Below are 22,186 nucleotides of genomic sequence, written 5' to 3'. Positions count from 1 at the left end.
TTCGGGGCACTGCTCAGTGGGCTTCGCCCGGGGTGTTACTTGGCCTCTTCGGCCTTGTCCTCGGCGTCACCCTCGACGGCGGCCTCGACCGTCTCGACGGCCTGCTCCTCGTCCTCGTCGGAGAGGTCGACGACCTCACCGTTGGTGTCGACGACCTTGGAGGCCTCGACGACGACCGCGAGGGCCTTGCCGCGGGCGACCTCGCCGACCAGCATCGGGACCTGGCCACCCTCGACGACGGCCTGGGCGAACTGGTCCGGGGACATACCGGAGGAAGCGGCGCGGCGCATGAGGTGCTCGGTGAGCTCCTCCTGGTTGACGCCCAGCTTCTCCTTGTTGACCAGCGCGTCGAGGACGAACTGGGTCTTGATGCCCTTGATGGCCTGCTCGGAGGTCTCGGCGTCGAACTCCTCGACCGTCTTGCCCTGGAACTCCAGGTACTTCTCGATGGTCAGACCCATCTGGCCGAGCTGGTGGTGCTCCAGGTTGTGCTTGCGGGTCTGGACCTCGTCCGCGAGGAGCTTCTCGGGGATCGGCACCTCGACGAGCTCCAGCAGCTTCTCCAGGACGCGCTCCTGGGCCTGCGTGGCCTGGTCGTACTGCTTCATGTTCTCGAGGCGCTTGCGGCTGTCCGCCTTGAGGTCCTCAAGGGTGTCGAACTCGCTCGCCATCTGCGCGAACTCGTCGTCCAGCTCGGGAAGCTCACGGGCGGAGACCTTGGTGACCTTGACGGTGACCTCGGCGTCCTTGCCCTCGGCGGAGCCGCCCTTCAGCTGAGAGGTGAAGGTGGCCTCGCCACCGGCCTCCAGGCCCTTGACGGCCTCGTCGATGCCTTCGAGCAGCTCGCCCGAGCCGATGGTGTAGGACACGTCGGAAGCGACGCCGTCCTCCAGCACCTCACCGTCGACCTTGGCCTCCAGGTCGATCGTGACGACGTCGCCGTCCTCGGCGGCGCGCTCGACGTCCTTGGTGGACGCGAAGCGGCCGCGCAGCTGCTCGACCGACTTCTCGATCTCCTCGTCGGAGACCTCGATGGCGTCGACCTCGACCTCGATGCCGGAGTAGTCCGGGATCTCGATCTCGGGGCGGACGTCGACCTCGGCGGTGAAGGCCAGCAGCTCGCCGTCCTTCAGCTCCGTGATGTCGACCTCGGGCTGGCCCAGCGGGTTCAGGTCGGCCTCGTTGACCGCCTCGGTGTAGAACTTCGGGAGGGCGTCGTTGACGGCCTCCTCCAGCACCGCACCGCGGCCGAAGCGCTGGTCGATGACGCGGGCCGGGATCTTGCCCTTGCGGAAGCCCTTCACCGTGACCTGCTGGTTGATCTTCTTGTACGCCGCGTCGAGGCTGTCCTTGAGCTCCTCGAAGGGCACCTCAACAGTGAGCCGAACCCGAGTCGGGTTCAGGGTCTCCACGGCGCTCTTCACGGTTCGGTCTCCTTGTGGCTGACTGCTGGGGGTTCTGCCGTCGCGCTGCGATTCAGCGGTTCAGCGGACTTCGGCCCGGTACATCAGACACACGGGCACGCAGCTTGCATAGTAACCGCAAGCGGCAATCAGCCCACAACGCGATCTTGTGGAGATCCCCTCTACGGACTCGGAGGGGACGGTGCTGGTGGTCGGGGTGGCCGGATTCGAACCGACGACCTTCCGCTCCCAAAGCGGACGCGCTACCAAGCTGCGCCACACCCCGTCGGTGCGACACGTAGGGTACATGCCCGGAGACCCTCTGATGCGCTGGGTTTCCCGACCGGTTTCCGGCAGGTCCTCGCCGCGGGCGTGAATGTGGTGTGCGTTCCTGCGGCTCGACCCGCTAGGATGCTGTCCGTGCCGCGGTCCCCGGACCTGCGGCGCGCGCGTTGCGGGCGTAGCTCAATGGTAGAGCCCTAGTCTTCCAAACTAGCTACGCGGGTTCGATTCCCGTCGCCCGCTCTGAACGACGAAGGGCCAGGTCAGAGGATGTTTCCTCGACCTGGCCCTCAGTCATTCCCGGACCGTCCGATCAGATCCCCGTGCCCCCGGCCGTGCCCCTTCCCCCTCTACGTGCCCTGTACGAACTTGCTGAGCGCGTCGGCGATCAACCGGTCCCGGTCGTCGCTGGCGTGCTGGTAGATCAACGCGGCGCGGGCGGTGCTGTGACCCATCCGCGCCGTCAACTCCCGCGTTCTCGCGCCGGTTGAGGCGGCAAGAGCGTTCCCCAGAGTGTTCCCCGTGTGCCGAAGATCATCGAAATACAGCCCCTTGATCCCGGCCTTCCTGCACCCGGCATGCCACAGCCGGTGGAAGTGGTTCCGCCGAGGAGTCGCCCCCTTGGCCCCGACGAACACCCGCCCATTGGCGCCGGTCCTCCGCGCAGGTCTCCAGGTGCTCCCGGATCCCCTGGACGATCACACCGGGGATGCAGACGGCCATCTTCCCTGCCGCACTCTTGAGCGCCTTGATCTCCCGCTGCCCGTTCCCCAGCTCGGCGACGGCCGCCGGACCCGCACGCTCCCGAGGTCCAGGTCGATGTCCCGCCGATGCAACCCGATCACTCACCCCAGCCCAGCCCGAGCAGGCCGGCCATGAGCACGAGCACCCGATACCGCGCCAGGACGGCCCCGGCCAGGGCGTAGACCTCCTGCACGGTGACGGTCGGCCGCTCGGGCGTGTGGACCGTACCGGCTCCCTTGATCTGGCAGGGGCTCCGCCTGATCATCTGGTCGGACAGCGCCGTCCCCAGAACGGCCCGGAGCAGGGCGTACGCCTTGGCCACGGTGGTCGGCCCGGTCCCGCCGGCCAGCTTGTCGGCCCGCCAGCGCCGAACGAGGGGTGCCGAAATCTCCGCCACGTTGACGACCCCAGCCGAACGCGCCGAGCCACCAAGAGCCGAGCACCGGGATCCCAAGGTCCGACCCCACCAGCCGCTCAAGGACGTGCCTCCGGCGGGGGCGCTCAGGCTCCGGGATGACCGGGGCCGGCCGTGCGGCTGCGGGCCGGTTTGTGGTGGGGGGCTGCCATCCCGTCTGCCGTCGACCCAGACCTGCCCCGCTATCACTCCGTGTGAGTCGACGGCAGACGGCGTGACAGCGAGGGCACAAATGAACGGGGACGATCAGGGGCGGTCGCGCCGGGCCCTGAGGAGCCGATCCATGCGTCCGACCGTCTCGCGTTGGGTGTCCTGCACGACGTTCGCGTAGGCGTTCATGGTGACGGCGATCTGAGAGTGCCCGAGGATCTCACAGGGCCGTACGAGTGTCTGGGGAGCCAAAAGCATGTGTCAACACGCAGAGTCGCGGCTCAGGATGGGGGCATCAAGAGCCGCGCGTGGGTTGCCAACCGGCGGTTTGCTCAGCTCCCGCGCGATACGGGGCCAAGGGAGTAGCTATGGGTGAGCCGGATCTGTCGGAGTACGCAGCGATGTGGACCACCGAGAGGGATCAGTGGGCCCCTGACGTGCCCGATGGGGCGGCGACGAGCGGGGACTGGCGGGGAGCCGAGGCGCTTCCCGCTGGTTCGGCCTGGTCAGCGCGTTGCCAGGTTAGGCCCGGAGCGCGTACGCGATCTTCCGGACTGGCTATGCGGGTTCGATTCCCGTCGGCCGCTTCATGGCGTCAGGGTCGGGTCGGAGGGTGCTCGCCGATCTGGCCCTGAGGTGTTTTCAGGGCTTTGCGGGGTTTTCGATTGACGTCGGGCGCGTTCGCCGGTGTACTCCCACGCATGCCGGATGCGGAAGCGACCCAGCGGTACCTTGAGGCGAGGCTGTCCCAGTATCAGAAGTGGTACGACCGGAAAGCCGTCAGGATGAAGGCCATGCATCTCAGGATGCGGACGGTTTCCGTGGTCGGCGGCGCGCTGGTCCCCGTGCTCGTGAACATCGACCTGCCGTTCGCCAGGATCACCGCCACGGTGCTCAGCCTGGTCGTCGTCGGCTCCGTGTCGCTGGAGAGCGTGTACCGGTACCGCGAGATGTGGAAGAACTACAGGTCGACCGAGCAACTCCTCAGCCACGAGCGGGTCTACTTCGAGACCGGGGTGGGGCCGTACGCCGGCCTCTCCGACACCGAGTCGTTCACGAGGCTTGTCTCACGGGTGGAGAAGGCCATCGCCAACGAGAACTCTGCCACCTTGAACGTCATGACCCTGGGCGGTCAGGTGAACGCCGACCTCCAGGCCCAGTACGTCATCCCCGAAGCCCGGCAGGAACGCCGGAACCTCTAGAGCTTGATGTTCGCGATCATCGTCGCGAGGGAGTTGAGGAAACGGTTCACGTCGTCGGCGATCGAGCTGGACGCCAGGAAGAAGCCGAAGAGGGCCGCGACGATGGCGGGTCCTGCCTTGATGTGGTTGCCGCGGATCAGCACCACCAGGATGACCGCCAACAGAACCACCACTGACAGCGAAATGGCCACTACTGATCACACCTTCGGTCGTCCCCTGGTCGGCCCGGGGCGCACGGCCACGCACACCCCCACATGGACCATCCTCCCACCAACGGGCCCCGCCTATCCGCCCCGTGACGAATCACCATCGTTCCGTTTCCGCCAACCACACGTGCACAAGGCATATTTCGGGCACGGGGGGGGCGTCACGGGGCGGTGAGTCCGAGCAAGGAGCGGACATGGGCGTACTTCGCGGCCAGCCGCTCGCGCGTGGGACCGTCCAGTACGGAGAGCCGAACCGGATCGGCGTTGTGCGCGAGGTCGGCCTCCTTGACCAGGAGAGCGCCAGGGGTGGCGAGGATCCGGGCCGTGTACTGCTCCACCGGTTCGCCGGGGCGTTTGGTGACGGCGAGCACGATGTCCTTCACGGACTGCGGGAGGGCGGCGGAATCCAGCCAGGTGAGGCTGAGGGCGTCGTCCTCGATCGCGTCGTGGAGCCAGGCCGCCGCCTGCTGCTCGGGGCTGCCGCCGCGCACGCGGACTCCCTCGGCCACGGCCGCGAGGTGCTCCGCGTACGGCCGGCCGGCCTTGTCGGTCTGTCCCTCGTGCGCGGTGCGGGCGAGGGCCTCGACCTCGATGAGGGTCAGGGGGCTGCTCGTCATGCGATCTCCCTTGCCGCTGTCCGGAGGGCCTGCGCGACCCGGTGCACATCCGCCTGCGTGGTACGCCAGTTGGAGAACGCGGCGCGCAGGGCAGGGGTTCCCCGGTAGACGGTCGGAGTGACGAAGACCTCGTCGGCCACGGCCTCGCGCAGGGCGGCGAGCCGGGCCGGGGTGGGGTCGGCTGCCAGGGTGAAGCAGACGACGTTGAGCCGGACCGGGGCGAGCAGGGTGAAGGCGGCGTCCTCCGAGAGGCGCTCCCCCAGGGCGCGGGCGCAGGCGATGTCCCGCTCGACGATCTCCCGGTGGCCACGGCGGCCGTACGCGCGGAGCGTGAACCAGGCGGCGAGGGCGCGCAGCCGGTGGGAGTTCTCCGGGGTGAGGTGGACCAGGTCGGGGTGGTCGCCGAGGGGGCCGAGGTAGGCGGCGGCGTTCTGGAACACCCGGGCCTGGAGGTCCTGTCTGCGGGTGAACTGGACGGCGCTGTCGTAGGGGACGTTGAGCCACTTGTGCAGGTCGATGCAGAGGGAGTCGGAGGCGTCGAGGCCGTCCGCGAGGTGGGCGTGGTCCGGGGAGAGGGCGGCGAAGGCGCCGAAAGCGGCGTCGGTGTGCAGCCAGAAGTCGTGGCGCTCGCGCAGGGCCGCGACGGCCCGCAGGTCGTCGAAGTCGACCGTGTTGACGGTGCCCACGTTGGCGACGACCACGGCCGGGCCGGGCGTGTCGGCCAGGGCCCGCTCCAGCGCGGCCGGGTCAACGGCCTCGCGGCCGGGCAGGGTCGGGACCTTGACGAGGGAACCCCGGCCGAGGCCGAGGACCGACAGGGCCTTGGCGATGGAGGAGTGCGGGGCGCCGGAGAGTACGCGGACGGGGCCGAGGGCGGCGACGCCGTCCTCGGCCGGGGCGACGCCGAGGCGTTCGCCGAGCCATTCGCGGGCGATGGCGAGGCCGGTGGTGTTGGACATCGTGGCGCCGCTGACGAAGGTGCCGGTGTGGGCGTCGGAGAGGTGGAAGAGCTCGCGGAGCCAGCCGACGGTCTCGCGTTCGAGGTCCTGGCCCGCGCCGTCGAGGGCCGAGTTGGAGTTCTGGTCGTAGGCGGCGGTCAGCCAGTCCCCGGCGAGGGCGGCGGGGGTGGCTCCGCCGGTGACGAAGCCGAGGTAGCGGGGGCCGGCGGAGGCCGACAGCCGGGGCTCCCAGCGGTCCTGGAAGGCGGCGAGGGCCGCTTGCGTGCCGGAGCCGTGCTCCGGGAGGGGCTCGGCGCCGTCCGGCTTTCCGGCGGGCGGTACGACGGGACGCGCGTCCAGGGCGGACAGCGCGTCGGCGGCGGCGCGACGGGTGAGGTCGAGGAGGTCGGGGAGCCGTGCGAGGTCGGCGGCGAGCATGCGGTCCATGGGGGCACGTTAGGCGCAGTCGGGGTGGCGGGGGCGGGCCAATCCGGGGTGAGTGGCCCGCCCCTGCCCTGACCGGCCGCCCAGACCGGCCGCCCTGACCGGCCCCCGCCCGCACCGCCCGCCGTCCTCGCCGCCCGCCGCCCTCACCGCCTGCGCCGGCCGGCGCGCACCCCGGCCCGGCCGCGTCCCGCGTCAGGCAGCAGCCGCTCCGGCGCGTGCCGGAGCCGGGCGGGCGGTGAGCGCCGTCATCCGGGCGGCGATGGCGGCGGCGGAGCTGTGCGCCAGCCGGTCCGCGATCAGGCCGTCGGCGAGGAAGAGGACCTGGTCGGCGTGGGCTGCGGCGACCGGGTCGTGGGTGACCATCACGACGGTGGCGCGCAAGGAGTCGACGGCGGTCCGGAGCAGTCCGAGGACCTCGGCCGCGGTGGTGGTGTCGAGGGCGCCGGTGGGTTCGTCGGCGAAGACCACGTCGGGGCGGGTGACGAGGGCGCGGGCGATGGCGACGCGCTGCTGCTGGCCGCCGGAGAGCTCGGCGGGGCGGCGGCGGCCCTTGCCCTCCAGCCCGACGCGGGTGAGCAGGTCGGCAGCCCGGTCCCGGTCGGGGCCGGTGGAGCGGCCCGTGGCGAGCCTCGTCGGGAGCAGCACGTTCTGTTCGACGGTGAGGGAGGGCAGCAGGTTGAAGGCCTGGAAGACGAAGCCGAGGCGGCTGCGGCGCAGTTCGGTGAGCTCGTTCTCGTCCATGCCGGTGATCTCGGTACCGCCGAGGCGGACGGAGCCCTCGCTGGGCACGTCGAGTCCGGCGGCGCACTGGAGGAAGGTGGACTTGCCGGAGCCGGAGGGGCCCATCACGGCGGTGAAGCTGCCGCGCGGCAGGCTCAGGTCGATCCCGCGCAGCGCGTGCACGGCGCCGGCCCCGTGCCCGTACTGGCGCCGTACGCCGCGCAGCTCCACGGCGGCCGAGGTGCCGGGGCCCTCCGCCGTCTCGTCGTGCCGCCGCTTGGTTCGCCGGATCCCCATGGTGTGCAGCCTTCCCGTGACGTCGCCGTTCGTGGTGCCGACGCTACGGATCACGGCGGGCCGGCGGCCATGACGGCGCCCGGCGGAACGGGGGTGGGGCAAACCCCACCCCGGTCAGGGGGAGCGGCGGATCAGCAGCAGCGCGCGGTCGTCGTTGACGTCCTTGGCGACCTTTTCGATCAGGTGCCAGGCGGCGCCCTCCCAGCCGGCGGCGACGTAGCGGTCGGCTTCGCCGGTGAGGCGGTCGATGCCCTCGCTGATGTCGCGGTCGGCCGTCTCGACCAGGCCGTCGGTGAAGAGCATCAGGACGTCGCCCCGGCGAAGGTTCCCGCGGGCGGGGGTGAATTCGGCGCCGTCGTAGACGCCGAGCAGCGGGCCCTCGCCGGTCTTCTCCTGCCAGCGGCCGGTGCCCGCGGAGAGCTGGAGGGCGGGGAGGTGGCCGGCGGAGAGGAGTTCGTAGTCGCCGGTCAACAGGTCCAGGACGAGGTGGATGGAGGTGGCGAAGCCCTCGTCCCAGTCCTGGCGGAGCAGGTAGCCGTTGGCAGCGGGCAGGAAGCCGTGCGGCGGCAGCGCGCCGAGCAGGCCGCCGAAGGCGCCGGACAGCAGCAGGGCCCGGGAACCCGCCTCCATCCCTTTGCCGGAGACGTCGGTCAGGACGATCTCCAGGGTCCGGCCGCCGTTCGTGCGGGCCGCGACGACGAAGTCACCGGAGAAGGACTGGCCGCCTGCCGGGCGCAGGGCCATCTCGCGGTGCCAGCCGCGGGGCAGGGCGGGCAGCTTGCTCTGGACGCGGATCCGCTCGCGCAGGTCGAAGAGCATGGTGCCGCCGCGCCGCCAGGGCACGCCGACACGGCTGCGGAACTGGGCGATGACCAGCCCGAAGAAGCCGCAGGCCGCGACGACGAGGACGGTGCCGGGGGTGACCCGCGCCGGGCCCTGGGTGTAGGGGCCGAGCACCAGGGCCTCGACGATCAGCGCGGCCGCGGAGGCGGCGTACAGCGCGAGGAGGCTGGCGGGGCGCAGCAGCAGGCCGCCGGCCACGATCGGCAGGACGAGCGCCGAGGGCGAGAACCAGACGGGCAGCATCAGGGTGCCGCAGGCGATGGCAGGGACGGTGGCCAGCAGGCCGGCGAAGGCGAGCCAGTCCGAGGCGTCGCCGCGGAAGTAGTCGACGGCTGATTTGCGCAGGGCGGTGCGCGCCCGGCGCGACAGCATGCGCATCCGGGCCATGAGAGATTCCACGCGTGCTCCGGCCATTGCATCGGGACCCTATCCATCCCGGCTGTGGATGCGCAGGGGTACCCCTGGACCTGGGGTCCAAAGGCGCCCGAAAACAGGTCGACTGCAATGGAATGCCCTGATAGGGATGACCGTATGGCTCTTGAGATGCGCGTATTACAGGCCGATGAGTGGGATGTCTGGTACGACCAGCTGGAACTGGCGTTCGGCGGTGTGCCCGATTCCCCTCAGGAACGAAGGCTGTACAAGTCGTTGACGGAGACGGAACGTTCGCTCGGCGTCTGGGACGGCGCCACGTGCGTGGGCTCGGCCGGATCCTTCCGTTTCCGCCTCTCCGTGCCGGGCGGGGCGATCGTCCCGGCGGCCGGCGTGACGACGGTGGGCGTCTCCCCCACCCACCGGCGGCGCGGGGTGCTCAGCTCCCTGATGCGCCGGCAGCTGGACGACATCCGGGAGGGTGGCGAACCGCTCGCCGTGCTGACGGCCTCGGATCCGGCGATCTACGGGCGCTTCGGCTACGGCACGGCGACGTACGCCCTGGGCGTGGACATCGACACGACGCGGGTACGGCTCACCGTGCCGCCGGGGACGGACGAGGTGCGGCTGCGCCTGGTCGACCCGGAGCGCGCACTGGCCGACTGCGAGCGGGTCTACGCGGCGCTGGTGCCCCTGCGCCCCGGGATGCCGGCCCGGCAGCCGGGCTGGGAGCGGCTGCCGCTGCTGGACGGGCCCGCCCTGCGCGGGGGCGGGTCGGCGCTCAAGTGCGTGGTGGCGGAGCGGGAGGACGGCGAGGTGGTGGGGTACGCCCGCTACCGGGTCAAGCCCGACTGGGGCCACACCGGCTCGGACGGCAAGGTCGAGGTCACCGACGTCGATGCGCTGGACCCGGCGGCGTACGCGGCGCTGTGGCGCTACCTCTTCGGGATCGACCTGACGTGGACGGTACGGGCGAAGGCCCGGCCGCTGGACGACCCGCTGCTGCACCTGGTCAGCGACGTCCGGCGGTCGCAGCCGCGCTTGCGGGACTCGCTGCACGTACGGCTCGTCGACCTGCCGGCCGCACTGGAGGCGCGGACGTACGGGGCCCCGGCGGACGTGGTCCTGGACGTCGAGGACGCGTTCTGCCCGTGGAACGGGGGCCGGTGGCGGCTGACCGCCGACGGGAAGGGCGCCGCCTCCTGCACGCGGACCGAGGAGCCGGCGGAGCTGGCGCTGTCGGTCCGGGAGCTGGGTTCGGCGTACCTCGGCGGGATCACCCTCACCTCGCTGGCGGCCGCGGGCCTCGTGCGCGAGCTGCGCGGGGGCGCCCTGGCCGAGGCCTCGCGGGCCTTCGCGGGGGACGTGGCCCCCTGGCTCCCGCACGGCTTCTAGCGGGACTGGCAGCCCGGGCACCAGAAGAGGTTGCGGGCGGCGAGACCGGCGGTGCGGATCTCGCCCCCGCAGATGTGGCAGGGCATGTTCGCCCGCCGGTAGACGTACACCTCGCCGCCGTGGTCGTCCACCCGCGGCGGGCGGCCCATGGCCTCGGGCAGGTGCTCGTCGCGGACGGTGTCGATCCGGTTGTTCCGTACGCCCTCGCGCATGAGCGCGGCGAGGTCCGTCCACATGGCGTCCCACTCGGCGCGGGTGAGGTCCTTGCCCAGGCGGTACGGGTCGATGCCGTGCCGGAAGAGGACCTCGGCGCGGTAGACGTTGCCGACGCCCGCGACGACCTTCTGGTCCATCAGCAGGGCCGCGATCGTGGTGCGGGAGCGGGAGATCCGCTTCCAGGCCCGGTCCGGGTCGTCGGCGGGCCGCAGCGGGTCGGGGCCGAGCCGGTCGTGTATCGCCTTCTTCTCGCCCTCGCCGATCAGCGCGCAGGCGGTGGGCCCGCGCAGGTCGGCGTAGTGCTCCTCGTTCAGCAGGCGCAGCCGGACCGTGTCTGTCGCGGGCGGCGCCGGGGCGGGGCCGAAGCCGAGCTTGCCGAACAGGCCGAGGTGGATGTGGATCCAGGCGTCGCCCAGCTCCAGGAAGAGGTGCTTGCCGTGCGCCTCCGCACTCTCCAGCTCGCGCCCGTCGAGCAGGGCCGCGCTCTCCTCGAAGCGGCCCTGCGGGCTGCTGACCCGGACCGGGCGGGCGGCGAACCGCTCGGTGTGGTCCTGGGCGAGGCGGTGGATCGTATGCCCCTCGGGCACGGCACTGCTCCTACGTCTGGAAACGGCCGTGCCGCCGGGGACTCCGGCGGCACGGCGAAGCGGAAGGTCAGCCCTGCGGGTGGTGGGCCGGGATGGGGGGCAGCTCGCCGGTCTGCTCGTAGGCGGAGAGCATCTCGATGCGGCGCGTGTGGCGCTCCTCGTCGGAGTACGGGGTCGCCAGGAAGGCCTCGATGAAGCTGACGGCCTCGTCCTGCGTGTGCATCCGGCCGCCGACGGAGATCACGTTGGCGTTGTTGTGCTCGCGGCCGAGCTTCGCGGTGTCCACGCTCCAGGCGAGGATGGCGCGGACGCCCTTGACCTTGTTCGCGGCGATCTGCTCGCCGTTGCCGGAGCCGCCGATCACGATGCCGAGGCTGTCGGCGTCCGCGGCGGTCTTCTCCGCGGCGCGGAGGCAGAACGGCGGGTAGTCGTCCACCGCGTCGTAGATGTGGGGCCCACAGTCGACGGGCTCGTGGCCGTTGTTCTTGAGCCAGTCCACCAGGTGGTTCTTGAGCTCAAAGCCGGCATGGTCGGATCCGAGGTACACGCGCATGGGACGAGTGTGGCACGAACGGGCCCGGCAGCCCGCAGGTGGGTGTTCCCCCGCCGAAGGCAGGGGGGAGTGTCGCGTAAGTCACTTCTAAAGCTCAAGTAAACCCAAAGAACGCAGATGGGACAGGGGGGACGAAGGTTCTGGACGTTCGTCCCTAGGCAACGATCCGGATTGGGGTCTTCCGCCCTGCGTTCATCTCAGGTTTGAATGCCGGGGCTCGCAACCCGAGAACCTAAGGATCCGTCCATGAGCTCCACGACGACCCTTCAGAAGGAAGGCAACCCCACCGGAAACAACGGTGACGGTCAGCCCTCCGACGGTCTGAAGGCCGGTCTCAAGAACCGCCACCTGTCCATGATCGCCATCGGCGGTGTCATCGGCGCCGGCCTCTTCGTCGGCTCCGGTGGCGGCATCGCCAAGGCCGGCCCCGCCATCCTGATCTCCTACGCGCTCGTCGGCGCGATGGTCGTCTTCGTGATGCGGATGCTGGGCGAGATGGCCGCCGCCAGCCCGAACTCGGGCTCCTTCTCCGCCTACGCCGACCGCGCGCTCGGCCGCTGGGCCGGCTTCTCCATCGGCTGGCTGTACTGGTTCTTCTGGGTCGTCGTCCTGGCCGTGGAGGCCACCGCCGGCGCCTCGATCCTGGAAGGCTGGATCCCGGCCGTCCCGCAGTGGGCCTGGGCCCTGATCGTGATGGCGGTCCTGACCGCCACCAACCTCGGCTCCGTCGCCTCCTACGGCGAGTTCGAGTTCTGGTTCGCGGGCATCAAGGTCGTCGCCATCGGCGCCTTCGTGATCATCGGCATGCTGGCCGTCTTCGGCGTGCTGCCGGGCTCCGACAACCCGGGTGCGGGCTTCGCCCACCTGACCGACGCCGGCGGCTTCTTCCCCAACGGCTACGGCGCCGTCCTCACCGGTGTGCTGATGGTCGTCTTCTCCTTCATGGGCAGCGAGATCGTCACCCTGGCCGCCGGCGAGTCGGAGAACCCCCGCAAGGCGGTCACCCAGGCCACCAACTCCGTCATCTGGCGAATCGGCGTCTTCTACCTCGGCTCGATCTTCATCGTGCTGACGCTGCTCCCGTGGAACGACAAGTCGATCACCGAGAAGGGCTCGTACGTCGCCGCCCTCGACTCGATCGGCATCGCGCACGCCGGCACGATCATGGAGGTCATCGTCCTGACCGCCGTGCTGTCCTGCCTGAACTCGGGCCTCTACACCGCCTCCCGCATGGCCTTCTCGCTCGGTGAGCGCGGTGACGCCCCGAAGGCGTTCGCCAAGGTCAGCAAGAACGGTGTCCCGGTCGCCGCGATCCTGGGCTCCACGGTCTTCGGCTTCGTCGCCGTCTACTTCAACTACGCCTTCAAGGACACGGTCTTCAACTTCCTGCTGAACTCCTCGGGTGCCATCGCGCTCTTCGTCTGGCTGGTGATCTGCTTCACCCAGCTGAAGATGCGCGGGATCCTGGTCCGCGAGGCCCCGGAGAAGCTGACCGTGAAGATGTGGCTGTTCCCGTGGCTGACCTGGGCCACCGCCGCACTGATCATGTTCGTGATCGGCTACATGTTCGTGGACGACGCCAACCGCGAGGTGGTCACCCTGTCCACCCTGGTCGCCGGCCTCGTCGTGGCCGTCGGCGTGGTGCTGGACTTCCGCCGCAAGCGGGCCGCGCTGAAGGGCTGACCCCGGTCGCGTACGTACGCCGGAGCCCGGCCCGCCTCACAGGCGGGCCGGGCTCCGGCACGTTCCGGGGACTGCGCAGCCGGGAATGCTCAGCCGCGGCGGCCCGCCAGCTTCCAGGCGGCCGGCAGGGCGCCCATCGCCAGGGCGGCCTTGAGCGCGTCGCCGATCAGGAACGGGGTCAGGCCCGCCGCGACGGCGGCGCTCAGGGACATGCCGGTGGCGGCCATCAGGTACGGCACGCCCACCGCGTAGATCACCGCGGAGCCGAGCACCATCGTGCCCGCCGTACGGGCCACCGAGCGGTCGGCGCCGCGCTGCGCGAGGGCTCCGACGAGGGTGGCGGCGAGCAGCATGCCGAGCACGTAGCCGAAGGAGGCGCCGCCCGCCCCGGAGGTACCGGCCGCGAACCACGGCACGCCGGCCGCGCCGAGGAGGGCGTACAGCCCGAGCGAGAGGAAGCCGCGGCGGGCGCCGAACGCGGTGCCGACCAGCAGCGCCGCGAAGGTCTGGCCCGTGACCGGGACCGGGGAGCCGGGGACGGGCACGGCGATCTGCGCGGCGAGCCCGGTGAGTGCGGCTCCGCCGACGACGAGCGCGAGGTCGCGGACGCGGCTCGCGGGCAGCAGATCGGCGAGGACGGCGCCGGGCCGGAAGGAGACGGAAGCGGTGCTCATCGGGGGCTCCGGAAGATCGTGGTGACAGGACGATCACCGACGTTAGTCCGCGGGTCTGCGCCGCCCCACCGCCGCCCGGCACAAAGGCATACTCCCCGGTTTGGTGGAGACCGCACAAAGACCCCGCCCCACACCCTCGTCGACGTGATCCGCGTCACGGGGCAGATCCAACAGCACGTCCGTTTTGCACGGAAGGCCGCCGCTCAGTGAGACTGTAGGGTCCCGCCAATCCGGATGCGGAGTCCCTACCGCCGCTGGGCCGAACGAGAGTACGAGCACCCCTCATGCGCGACCGCCTGCCCGAAGCTCCTCCCCTGACGGGCGACCTGCCCGCGGAACCCCTCAGCCACAGCCTCAAGCAGCGCCACCTGACCATGCTGGGCCTCGGCGGCGTGATCGGCGCCGGGCTCTTCGTCGGCTCCGGCGCCGGCATCGGCATCGCCGGTCCGGCGATCATCTGCTCCTACCTGCTCGCGGGCGTGCTCGCGATGCTGGTGATGCGCGCGCTCGGCGAGATGTCGGCCGCGATGCCCGCCTCCGGCTCCTTCTCGGTCTACGCGGAGAAGGCCCTGGGCCGATGGGCCGGCTTCTCGGCGGGCTGGCTGTACTGGTTCCTGCTGGTCGTGGTGCTCGCAGTGGAAGCGACCGGCGCCGCGAAGATCGCGAACGGCTGGGTGCCCTCGGTCGACCAGTGGGTCTGGGTACTGATCTTCATGGTGGTCTTCACCGTGGCCAACCTGACCGCCGTGCGGAACTTCGGCGAGTTCGAGTTCTGGTTCGCCGCCCTCAAGGTCGGCGCGATCGTGCTGTTCCTGATCCTCGGCACCCTCGCGATCTTCGGCGTGCTCCCCGACACCGACCCGGTCGGCACGGCCAACCTCACCGGCCACGGCGGCTTCTTCCCGGCCGGCATCGCCGGGGTCGTCGCCGGCATGCTCGCGGTCATCTTCGCCTTCGGCGGCCTGGAGGTCGTCACCATCGCGGCCGCCGAGTCCGACGACCCGGCCCGCTCCGTGGCCCGCGCCGTGCGCAGCGCGGTGTGGCGCATCCTCTTCTTCTACGTCGGCTCGATGCTGGTCATCGTGACCCTGCTGCCGTGGGACTCGCTGAAGCCGGGGATGAGCCCGTACGTGGCCGTCCTCGACTCCATCGGCATCCCGGCGGCCGGCCAGATCATGAACATCGTGGTGTTCGTGGCGCTGCTGTCGGCGCTGAACGCGAACCTGTACGGGTCCTCGCGCATGGTGTTCTCGCTGGCCGAGCGCGGCGAGGCGCCGAGGGCGCTGCTGAAGGTCTCGGGCGGCGGGGTGCCGCTCCGCGCGGTGTTCGCCTCGGTGGCCTTCGGCTTCGTGTCCGTGGTGCTGAACCTGCTGTGGCCGGACACGATCTTCCTCTACATGCTCAACGCGGTCGGCGCGGTCCTGCTGTTCGTGTGGGCCCTGATCGCCGTCTCGCAGCTCAAGCTGCGCCGCGTGATCGAGCGGGACATGCCGGAGCGCCTGACGCTGCCGATGTGGCTGTTCCCGTACGCGACGTGGGCGGCGCTGCTGGGCATGGCGACGGTGCTGGTCCTGATGCTGTTCGACGACTCGGCCCGGCCGCAGCTGCTGTGGTCGTCGGGCGCCGCCGCCCTCGTCCTCGTGGTGGCGTGGGTGCGGGAGATCCGGGCCCGCAGGGGCTGAACCGGGCCCGGCCACGTGGCCGGTGACGGCCAGGACCCCCGCGCCGCGGCGCGGGGGTCCTGGCCGTTCTCAGGTGCGCAGGTAGGAAGCGCCGTTGACGTCGAGTACCGTGCCGGAGCTCCAGACCGCACCGGGGGAGGCCAGGTAGAGCACGGCGGAGGCGATCTCCTGCGGGTCCGCGACACGGCCGAAGGGGCTCTGCGCCCGGATGTCCGCGCCCTCGGGCCCCTCCAGCCGGCCGGCGACGCGCTCGGTGGCGACGAAACCGGGTGCCACGGAAGCGACGGCGATGCCGTGCGGGGCGAGGGAGACGGCGAGCGACTGGCCCAGGGCGTGCAGCGCGGCCTTGGTCGCGCCGTAGGCGGGGTGGTCGGGTTCGCCCCGGAAGGCGCCGCGCGAGCCGACGTTGACGATGCGTCCCTCGCGCCCCGCGTCGATCATGCGGCGGGCGACGCGGTGGGTCAGGTTGGCCGCGCCGAAGAGGTTCACCTCGGCGGTCCGCCGCCAGGCCTCCTGCCAGTCCTCGTAGGAGGTTTCGGGCAGCGGGTGGGCGAGCATCACGGCGGCGTTGTTGACCAGGACGTCCACGCCGCCGAGCGCCTCGTCCGCCCCGGCCGCCAGGGCCTCGACCCCGGCCGGGTCGGCGAGGTCCGCGGCGAGCAGTACGTGGCCCTCCCCCTCCAGCGAGGCGAGGGTCTCCTCCGCGTCCGCCCGCCGGGCGGAGCAGTGCACGGCGACCCGGTCGCCCTGCCGGGCGAAGGCGGCCGCGATCGCTCGGCCGATGCCGCGGGAGGCGCCGGTGACGAGTACGCCACGGCCGGTGTCGGGAAGTGCTGTCACGGTCCGGTCCATCGGCGGCCCCCTCGATCCGGTGTCTGCGGCGTCGCCGTGAGCGTACGGGCGTGATCACGAACCGTGAACCCCGAGTCCGGATATCGGACAGGAAACGTCCGGTGATCGGACGCTCGGCAGAGTGGGGCACCTCGTCACCTCTCCCCGCACACCGGACAGGCACTCCCCTCAATGAGCCACAGCACCAGCACCCTGACACCCCCGGAAACACCGCCGACGGACGCCGGATCACCCCTCGGCAACGGACTCAAGCAGCGCCACCTCTCGATGATCGCCCTCGGCGGTGTCATCGGCGCCGGGCTCTTCGTCGGCTCCGGCGCCGGCATCGCCGCGGCCGGTCCCTCGATCGCGCTCGCGTACGCGGTGTCCGGGCTGCTCGTGATGTTCGTGATGCGGATGCTCGGCGAGATGTCGGCCGCCAACCCCGCCTCCGGCTCCTTCTCCGTTCACGCGGAGCGGGCGATCGGCCCCTGGGCCGGATTCACCGTCGGCTGGATGTTCTGGACGCTGCTGTGCGTGGGGGTGGCCATCGAGGCCATCGGCGCGGCGAACATCATGACCGGCTGGTTCCCGGGCACCCCCTCCTGGATGTGGGTGCTGGTCTTCATGGCGGTCTTCTGCGGGTCCAACCTGGCCGCCGTCTCGAACTTCGGCGAGTTCGAGTTCTGGTTCTCCGCCCTCAAGATCGGGGCCATCGGGCTCTTCCTGGGCCTGGGCGTGCTGGCCGTCCTGGGCGTGCTGCCCGGTACCGGCTCCCCCGGCGCCGCGAACCTGCTGCACGACGGCGGCTTCCTCCCCAATGGGATGGACGGCCTGCTGGTCGGGCTGCTGGCCTCGGTCGTCGCGTACGGCGGGCTGGAGACGGTGACCATCGCGGCCGCCGAGTCCGAGGACCCCGTCAAGGGCGTGGCCAGGGCCGTGAAGACCACCATGTGGCGGATCGCGATCGTCTACGTCGGCTCCATGCTCGTGATCGTCACCCTGCTCCCGTGGAACGACCCGGCGGTCACCGCCGACGGCCCGTACGCGGCCACCCTGGACAACCTGGGCATCCCGGCGGCCGGCCAGATCATGAACGTGGTCATCCTGATCGCCCTGCTCTCCGCGATGAACGCCAATATCTACGGGTCCTCGCGCATGGCCTACTCACTCGTCTCCCGCGGCCAGGGGCCCAGGGCCCTTGGCAAGCTCACCGGCCGTGTGCCGCGCCGGGCGGTGCTCGCCTCCTGCGGCTTCGGCTTCGTCACCGTGCTGCTGTCCTACTGGTACCAGGACACCCTGTTCGCCTGGCTGCTGAACATGGTCGGCGGAGTCATCCTCGTCGTCTGGGGCTTCATCGCCGTCTCGCAGTTCGCGCTGCGCCGCCGGCTGGAGCGCGAGGCCCCCGGGAAGCTGGTCGTGCGGATGTGGGGCTTCCCGTACCTGACCTGGGTGGCGCTGGCCGGGGTGGCCGGGGTCCTGGTCCTGATGGCCCTGGGCGAGGACACGCGGGTCCAGGTGATCTTCACCGGCGGCCTCACCGTCGCCCTCGCGGTCACCGGATACGTGATGCAGCGCCGGGCCGCGGCTGCCCGCTGACACCCGCTCACCCAAAGGTCGGCCCCGTGCGTCCGCACGGGGCCGACCTGCGTTTCACGGAGGTAGCCCTTACGTGTGAGGTGGAATAGATACTGCTAGCGTGCAGTTGCGCATTGATTGCAATAAGCAGTTGGCACGCCGAGGGGACCGGATAACACGCATGGCCATCTACACGCTTCCTGAACTTCCGTACGACTACGCGGCGCTGGAGCCGGTGATCAACCCGCAGATCATCGAGCTGCACCACGACAAGCACCACGCGGCCTACGTCGCGGGCGCCAACACCACGCTGGAGCAGCTGGCGGAGGCGCGCGACAAGGAGAACTGGGGTGCGCTGAACGGCCTGGAGAAGAACCTGGCCTTCCACCTCTCCGGCCACATCCTGCACAGCATCTACTGGCACAACATGGCGAGCCCGAAGACCGGCGAGGGCGGCGGCATCCCCGACGAGAAGGACGGCCTGGGCGAGCTTCCGGCCGCGATCACCGAGTCCTTCGGCTCCTTCGCGAAGTTCAAGAAGCAGCTCACCTTCGCCTCTTCCGCGACGCAGGGCTCCGGCTGGGGCGTTCTCGCGTACGAGCCGGTCAGCGGCCGCCTGGTCGTCGAGCAGGTCTACGACCACCAGGGCAACGTGGGCGTCGCCAGCACGCCGATCCTGGTCTTCGACGCCTGGGAGCACGCCTTCTACCTGCAGTACAAGAACCAGAAGGTGGACTTCATCGAGGCGATGTGGAACGTCGTCAACTGGCAGGACGTGGCGAAGCGCTACGCCGACGCCAAGGCGAACACCCCGCTGCTGATACCCGCCAAGGGCTGATCGCGCCACCACAAGCCCGCCCGCCTCGTGATCGTCTTCTCAGCCTTCGCGTGCGGGCGTGTTGAACGGAAGACCCCCGTGAGGACGTGACTCACGGGGGTCTTCTGTGCGGACCGGCAGGGCCTACTCGAAGGACGGGCCCTTGGTGCGGGTGCGCTTGATCTCGTAGAAGCCCGGGGTGGAGGCGACGAGCAGGGTGCCGTCCCACAGCCGGGCGGCCGCCTCGCCGCGCGGGGTCGGGGTGACGACCGGGCCGAAGAACGCCACGTCGTCGCCGTCGGAGCCGGGCACGGATATCACCGGGGTGCCGACCTCCTGGCCGACCCGTTCGATGCCGTTGTTGTGGGAGGCGCGCAGCACCTCGTCGTACTCGTCGGAGTCGGCGTAGGCGAGCAGCTCGGCCGGCAGGCCGACCTCCTCCAGCGCGGCGGCGATGACCTCGCGGGTCGGGCCCAGGTCCTCGTTGTGGATGCGGGTGCCGAGCGCGGTGTACAGCTTGCCGGTGACCTCGTCGCCGTGCTTCTGCTGGGCCGCCGTCACCACGCGCACCGGGGCCCAGCCCTTGGGGCCGAGCAGTTCGCGGTAGGACTCGGGCAGCTCGTCGAGCTTGTTCTCGTTGAGGACGGCCAGGCTCATCACGTGCCAGCGGACCTCGACGTCGCGGACCTTCTCGACCTCCAGCATCCAGCGAGACGTCATCCAGGCCCAAGGGCAGAGCGGGTCGAACCAGAAGTCGACCGGGGTCCTCTCGCGCACCTGGGTGTCGGTCATGTCTCTCCTCAGTCCTGGGTCCTCAACCGGAAAAAAGGCGTCACCGGCGCGCCTTCTCCGTCGCCAACCGGTCAGGAGTCGCGCACATTCCCCATGGGAGGATTCTTCACAAGAACGCGATCACGCACGAAGGAGTGCAGGTGCCCGGAGAGAATCTGTCCCGCGACGAGGCCCGCGAGCGTGCCGGACTGCTGTCCGTCGACGGGTACGAGGTGGTCCTCGACGTCAGGTCCGCGGTGGACGAGGCCGAACCGGCCGAGGGCCCCCGGACCTTCCGCTCGGTGACCACCATCCGTTTCCGGGCCGAGGCGGCCGGCGGCTCCACGTTCGCGGACCTGATCGCCCCTTCGGTGAACTCCGTGACCCTCAACGGGCGCGCGCTGGACGTGGCCGCCGTGTTCGACGGGTCGCGGATCGCCCTGGACGGCCTGGCCGCCGAGAACGTCCTGGTGGTGGACGCGAACTGCGCCTACAGCCGGACCGGCGAGGGCATGCACCGCTTCGTGGACCCGGAGGACGGCGAGGTCTACCTCTACACCCAGTACGAGCCGGCGGACGCCCGGCGGGTGTACGCGAACTTCGAGCAGCCGGACCTGAAGGCGCCGTACCGCTTCGAGGTGGCCGCGCCCGAGGGCTGGCAGGTGTGGAGCAACGGCGCGGAGGAGTCCCGGGAGGGCGGCATCTGGCGGTTCGCCGAGACCCAGCCGATCTCGACGTACATCACGTGCGTGGTGGCGGGCCCGTACCACTACGTGACGGACACCTACACCCGCGGGGACCTGACCATCCCGCTCGGCGCGATGTGCCGCAAGGGTCTGGCCAGGCACTTCGACGCGGACGACGTCTTCCTGGTCACCAAGCAGGGCTTCGACCTCTTCCACGAGCTGTTCGACTACCCGTACCCCTTCGGCAAGTACGACCAGGCCTTCGTGCCGGAGTACAACCTGGGCGCGATGGAGAACCCGGGGATGGTGACCTTCCGGGAGGAGTACATCTTCCGCGGCAAGGTCACGCAGGCCTCGTACGAGCGGCGCGCGAACGTGATCCTGCACGAGATGGCGCACATGTGGTTCGGCGACCTCGTCACCATGAAGTGGTGGGACGACCTGTGGCTCAAGGAGTCCTTCGCGGACTTCATGGGCTCCTTCGGACTGGTCGAGGCGACCCGCTTCGACCAGGCGTGGGTCACCTTCGCCAACAGCCGCAAGGCGTGGGCCTACCGCGCCGACCAGCTGCCGTCCACGCACCCGATCACGGCCGACATCCGTGACCTGGAGGACGCGAAGCTGAACTTCGACGGGATCACGTACGCCAAGGGCGCGGCGGTCCTCAAGCAGCTGGTCGCCTACGTGGGCCGGGAGGCGTTCCTGGAGGGCGCGCGGCGCTACTTCAAGGCCAACGCCTACGGGAACACCACGCTGGACGACCTGCTGTCGGTGCTCGCGGAGGTCTCAGGGCGGGACATGGCCGAGTGGTCGCGGGCCTGGCTGCAGACGGCCGGGGTGAACGTGCTGACCCCGGTGGTGACCTGTGACGCGGGCGGGCGCGTGACCGAGCTCGCGGTGCTTCAGGAGGGCGAGGAGCTCCGGCCGCACCGGGTCGCCGTCGGCCTGTACCGGCTGGAGTCCGACGGCACCCTGGTCCGCTACGCGCGGGCCGGGACGGACGTGTCGGGCGTGCGGACCGTGGTCGCGGAGCTGACGGGCGAGGAGCGGCCCGACCTGGTCCTGGTCAACGACGAGGACCTCACGTACTGCAAGATCCGCTTCGACGAGACCTCGCTGGCCACGCTGCGGGCACACCTGGGCGACCTCACGGACCCCCTCGCCCGGGCGCTGAGCTGGTCGGCGCTGTGGAACCTGACGCGGGACGGGCTGATGCCCGCGCGTGACTTCGTCTCGCTGCTGCTCGCGCACGCGGGCCGGGAGACGGACGTCGGCGTGCTGCAGATGCTGCACGCGCAGGCGCTGAGCGCGGTCAAGCACTACGCGGCGCCGGACTGGCGCGAGCAGGGCGGCCGGGAGCTGGCGGCGGGCGCGCTGCACGAGCTGCGGCTGGCGGAGCCGGGGTCGGAGCACCAGCTGACGTGGGCCCGCTTCTTCGCCGCGAGCGCGGCGACGGAGGGCGACTTCCAGCTGCTGCTCGGGCTGCTGGACGGCTCGGCGCGGATCGACGGGCTGGAGGTGGACCAGGAACTGCGCTGGGACTTCCTGCTGCCGCTGACCGCGCACGGCGCGGTCGACGAGGGCGTACTCACCGCCGAACTGGCGCGGGACGACACGGCCTCGGGCAAGCGGCACGAGGTCCGGTGCCTGGCGGCGCGGCCGTCGGCGGCGGTGAAGGACCAGGCGTGGGCGGCGGTCGTCGAGTCGGACGCACTGTCGAACGCGCTGGTGGAGGCGACGATCGCGGGTATGCAGCAGTCCTCGCAGCGGGGTCTGCTGGAGGCCTACACGGAGCGCTACTTCGAGGTGATCGAGCGGGTGTGGGCGGACCGGTCGATCCAGATCGCCATGGATGTGGTGAAGGGGCTCTACCCCGCCCTCCAGGACTCCGAGTCCACCGTGGCGGCGACGGACGCCTGGCTGTCCTCCCACCCGGACGCGGCCCCCGCGCTGCGGCGTCTGGTGCTCGAGTCCCGGGACGACCTGGCCAGGGCGCTGGGCGGCCAGGCCTGCGACGCGGCGGCCGGCAACTAGCCCGCGGCGCCGTTGTCGGGGGCCTTGCCCCCGACAACGGCGG

General features: G+C 70.8%; 20 protein-coding genes and 2 tRNA genes. 8 read left to right on the top strand and 14 right to left on the bottom strand.

From position 1 onward, the window contains the following. Nucleotides 1-35 precede the first annotated feature (35 nt). Together tig and ACFYOB_RS18345 are read right to left on the bottom strand one after the other, a co-directional pair. The gene (gene tig / locus ACFYOB_RS18350; RefSeq protein WP_388560877.1) at nucleotides 36-1,424 is read right to left on the bottom strand and encodes a trigger factor; all 1,389 of its coding nucleotides are present in this window, start codon (nucleotides 1,422-1,424) and stop codon (nucleotides 36-38) included. Nucleotides 1,425-1,612: 188 nt separating this feature from the next. Then, nucleotides 1,613-1,689 (bottom strand) — tRNA-Pro (locus tag ACFYOB_RS18345). Nucleotides 1,690-1,857: 168 nt separating this feature from the next. Here ACFYOB_RS18345 and ACFYOB_RS18340 point away from each other — a divergent pair. Beyond that, nucleotides 1,858-1,928, top strand: a tRNA-Gly gene (locus ACFYOB_RS18340). Between the two features lie 107 nt (nucleotides 1,929-2,035). Here the strand turns inward: ACFYOB_RS18340 and ACFYOB_RS18335 are convergent. Then, nucleotides 2,036-2,140, bottom strand: a complete 105-nt coding sequence (locus ACFYOB_RS18335; RefSeq protein ID WP_388560876.1) for an integrase — start codon at nucleotides 2,138-2,140, stop codon at nucleotides 2,036-2,038. A 386-nt stretch (nucleotides 2,141-2,526) separates the two neighbouring features. After that, nucleotides 2,527-2,826: a hypothetical protein gene (locus ACFYOB_RS18330; protein ID WP_388560875.1), complete on the bottom strand. Its 300-nt coding sequence runs from the start codon at nucleotides 2,824-2,826 to the stop codon at nucleotides 2,527-2,529. 869 nt (nucleotides 2,827-3,695) lie between these two features. Between ACFYOB_RS18330 and ACFYOB_RS18325 the strand changes: the two genes are divergently transcribed. Beyond that, nucleotides 3,696-4,196 carry a DUF4231 domain-containing protein gene (locus ACFYOB_RS18325; protein ID WP_388560997.1) on the top strand — a complete coding sequence of 167 codons (501 nt, stop codon included), beginning with the start codon at nucleotides 3,696-3,698 and terminating at the stop codon, nucleotides 4,194-4,196. On the opposite strand, the gene ACFYOB_RS18320 is transcribed toward ACFYOB_RS18325, so the two are convergent. From ACFYOB_RS18320 to ACFYOB_RS18300, 5 genes are all read right to left on the bottom strand, one after another. Next, nucleotides 4,193-4,387, bottom strand: coding sequence for a hypothetical protein (locus ACFYOB_RS18320; protein ID WP_150519620.1), 195 nt, complete (start codon nucleotides 4,385-4,387; stop codon nucleotides 4,193-4,195). The genes ACFYOB_RS18325 and ACFYOB_RS18320 overlap by 4 nt on opposite strands. 176 nt (nucleotides 4,388-4,563) lie before the next feature. After that, nucleotides 4,564-5,019 (bottom strand): HD domain-containing protein, encoded by a 456-nt coding sequence (locus tag ACFYOB_RS18315; protein WP_388560874.1) that lies wholly within the window; start codon nucleotides 5,017-5,019, stop codon nucleotides 4,564-4,566. Further along, the gene (locus ACFYOB_RS18310) at nucleotides 5,016-6,404 is read right to left on the bottom strand and encodes a pyridoxal phosphate-dependent decarboxylase family protein (protein ID WP_388560873.1); all 1,389 of its coding nucleotides are present in this window, start codon (nucleotides 6,402-6,404) and stop codon (nucleotides 5,016-5,018) included. The genes ACFYOB_RS18315 and ACFYOB_RS18310 overlap by 4 nt, the downstream gene beginning before the upstream one ends. Nucleotides 6,405-6,596: 192 nt before the next feature. Then, nucleotides 6,597-7,421 carry an ABC transporter ATP-binding protein gene (locus ACFYOB_RS18305; RefSeq protein ID WP_388560872.1) on the bottom strand — a complete coding sequence of 275 codons (825 nt, stop codon included), beginning with the start codon at nucleotides 7,419-7,421 and terminating at the stop codon, nucleotides 6,597-6,599. Nucleotides 7,422-7,535: 114 nt separating this feature from the next. After that, on the bottom strand, nucleotides 7,536-8,678 hold the full coding sequence (locus ACFYOB_RS18300) for a PP2C family protein-serine/threonine phosphatase (protein ID WP_388560871.1): 1,143 nt from the start codon (nucleotides 8,676-8,678) through the stop codon (nucleotides 7,536-7,538). A 117-nt stretch (nucleotides 8,679-8,795) separates the two neighbouring features. On the opposite strand from ACFYOB_RS18300, the gene ACFYOB_RS18295 reads away from it, so the two are divergent. Continuing rightward, complete coding sequence (locus tag ACFYOB_RS18295; protein ID WP_388560870.1) at nucleotides 8,796-10,031, top strand: GNAT family N-acetyltransferase; 1,236 nt, start codon at nucleotides 8,796-8,798, stop codon at nucleotides 10,029-10,031. Here the strand turns inward: ACFYOB_RS18295 and ACFYOB_RS18290 are convergent. After that, a complete protein-coding gene (locus tag ACFYOB_RS18290) occupies nucleotides 10,028-10,834 on the bottom strand; it encodes an Fpg/Nei family DNA glycosylase (RefSeq protein ID WP_388560869.1) in 807 nt (268 codons plus the stop codon). The two genes, ACFYOB_RS18295 and ACFYOB_RS18290, sit on opposite strands and share 4 nt — an antisense overlap. A 67-nt stretch (nucleotides 10,835-10,901) precedes the next feature. Beyond that, nucleotides 10,902-11,387, bottom strand: coding sequence for a ribose-5-phosphate isomerase (locus tag ACFYOB_RS18285; protein WP_328925736.1), 486 nt, complete (start codon nucleotides 11,385-11,387; stop codon nucleotides 10,902-10,904). Nucleotides 11,388-11,633: 246 nt separating this feature from the next. Between ACFYOB_RS18285 and ACFYOB_RS18280 the strand changes: the two genes are divergently transcribed. Further along, entirely contained in the window at nucleotides 11,634-13,070 is a 1,437-nt protein-coding gene (locus tag ACFYOB_RS18280) for an amino acid permease (RefSeq protein ID WP_388560868.1), read from the top strand. An 89-nt stretch (nucleotides 13,071-13,159) separates the two neighbouring features. Here ACFYOB_RS18280 and ACFYOB_RS18275 read toward each other — a convergent pair whose 3' ends face one another. After that, entirely contained in the window at nucleotides 13,160-13,744 is a 585-nt protein-coding gene (locus tag ACFYOB_RS18275; RefSeq protein WP_388560867.1) for a biotin transporter BioY, read from the bottom strand. A gap of 284 nt (nucleotides 13,745-14,028) precedes the next feature. Here ACFYOB_RS18275 and ACFYOB_RS18270 point away from each other — a divergent pair, with 284 nt between their 5' ends. Continuing rightward, nucleotides 14,029-15,426 (top strand): amino acid permease, encoded by a 1,398-nt coding sequence (locus ACFYOB_RS18270; RefSeq protein ID WP_388560866.1) that lies wholly within the window; start codon nucleotides 14,029-14,031, stop codon nucleotides 15,424-15,426. Nucleotides 15,427-15,495: 69 nt separating this feature from the next. Here the strand turns inward: ACFYOB_RS18270 and ACFYOB_RS18265 are convergent, their stop codons facing one another. Continuing rightward, nucleotides 15,496-16,278 (bottom strand): SDR family NAD(P)-dependent oxidoreductase, encoded by a 783-nt coding sequence (locus ACFYOB_RS18265; protein ID WP_388560865.1) that lies wholly within the window; start codon nucleotides 16,276-16,278, stop codon nucleotides 15,496-15,498. Between the two features lie 171 nt (nucleotides 16,279-16,449). Here ACFYOB_RS18265 and ACFYOB_RS18260 point away from each other — a divergent pair, with 171 nt between their 5' ends. After that, nucleotides 16,450-17,856 carry an amino acid permease gene (locus ACFYOB_RS18260; protein WP_388560864.1) on the top strand — a complete coding sequence of 469 codons (1,407 nt, stop codon included), beginning with the start codon at nucleotides 16,450-16,452 and terminating at the stop codon, nucleotides 17,854-17,856. Nucleotides 17,857-18,016: 160 nt separating this feature from the next. After that, the gene (locus ACFYOB_RS18255) at nucleotides 18,017-18,673 is read left to right on the top strand and encodes a superoxide dismutase (RefSeq protein WP_388560863.1); all 657 of its coding nucleotides are present in this window, start codon (nucleotides 18,017-18,019) and stop codon (nucleotides 18,671-18,673) included. Between the two features lie 123 nt (nucleotides 18,674-18,796). Here the strand turns inward: ACFYOB_RS18255 and ACFYOB_RS18250 are convergent, their stop codons facing one another. Further along, a complete protein-coding gene (locus ACFYOB_RS18250; RefSeq protein WP_388560862.1) occupies nucleotides 18,797-19,444 on the bottom strand; it encodes a DsbA family protein in 648 nt (215 codons plus the stop codon). 140 nt (nucleotides 19,445-19,584) lie between these two features. Between ACFYOB_RS18250 and pepN the strand changes: the two genes are divergently transcribed. After that, a complete protein-coding gene (pepN, locus tag ACFYOB_RS18245; RefSeq protein WP_388560861.1) occupies nucleotides 19,585-22,143 on the top strand; it encodes an aminopeptidase N in 2,559 nt (852 codons plus the stop codon). Nucleotides 22,144-22,186: the final 43 nt, after the last annotated feature.

This window comes from Streptomyces sp. NPDC006463, from assembly GCF_042870715.1.
GTDB lineage: Bacteria > Actinomycetota > Actinomycetes > Streptomycetales > Streptomycetaceae > Streptomyces.
This window is presented reverse-complemented; position numbering and strand designations above follow the sequence as displayed.

Coding starts and splice junctions, on each gene's coding strand:
- ACFYOB_RS18335 (WP_388560876.1), bottom strand. CDS start 2,140: ATGGGTCACAGCACCGCCCGCGCCGCGTTGATCTACCAGCACGCCAGC.
- ACFYOB_RS18265 (WP_388560865.1), bottom strand. CDS start 16,278: ATGGACCGGACCGTGACAGCACTTCCCGACACCGGCCGTGGCGTACTC.
- ACFYOB_RS18285 (WP_328925736.1), bottom strand. CDS start 11,387: ATGCGCGTGTACCTCGGATCCGACCATGCCGGCTTTGAGCTCAAGAAC.
- ACFYOB_RS18300 (WP_388560871.1), bottom strand. CDS start 8,678: ATGGCCGGAGCACGCGTGGAATCTCTCATGGCCCGGATGCGCATGCTG.
- ACFYOB_RS18325 (WP_388560997.1), top strand. CDS start 3,696: ATGCCGGATGCGGAAGCGACCCAGCGGTACCTTGAGGCGAGGCTGTCC.
- ACFYOB_RS18310 (WP_388560873.1), bottom strand. CDS start 6,404: ATGGACCGCATGCTCGCCGCCGACCTCGCACGGCTCCCCGACCTCCTC.
- ACFYOB_RS18315 (WP_388560874.1), bottom strand. CDS start 5,019: ATGACGAGCAGCCCCCTGACCCTCATCGAGGTCGAGGCCCTCGCCCGC.
- ACFYOB_RS18305 (WP_388560872.1), bottom strand. CDS start 7,421: ATGGGGATCCGGCGAACCAAGCGGCGGCACGACGAGACGGCGGAGGGC.
- ACFYOB_RS18275 (WP_388560867.1), bottom strand. CDS start 13,744: ATGAGCACCGCTTCCGTCTCCTTCCGGCCCGGCGCCGTCCTCGCCGAT.
- ACFYOB_RS18250 (WP_388560862.1), bottom strand. CDS start 19,444: ATGACCGACACCCAGGTGCGCGAGAGGACCCCGGTCGACTTCTGGTTC.
- ACFYOB_RS18260 (WP_388560864.1), top strand. CDS start 16,450: ATGAGCCACAGCACCAGCACCCTGACACCCCCGGAAACACCGCCGACG.
- ACFYOB_RS18280 (WP_388560868.1), top strand. CDS start 11,634: ATGAGCTCCACGACGACCCTTCAGAAGGAAGGCAACCCCACCGGAAAC.
- ACFYOB_RS18270 (WP_388560866.1), top strand. CDS start 14,029: ATGCGCGACCGCCTGCCCGAAGCTCCTCCCCTGACGGGCGACCTGCCC.
- ACFYOB_RS18295 (WP_388560870.1), top strand. CDS start 8,796: ATGGCTCTTGAGATGCGCGTATTACAGGCCGATGAGTGGGATGTCTGG.
- ACFYOB_RS18255 (WP_388560863.1), top strand. CDS start 18,017: ATGGCCATCTACACGCTTCCTGAACTTCCGTACGACTACGCGGCGCTG.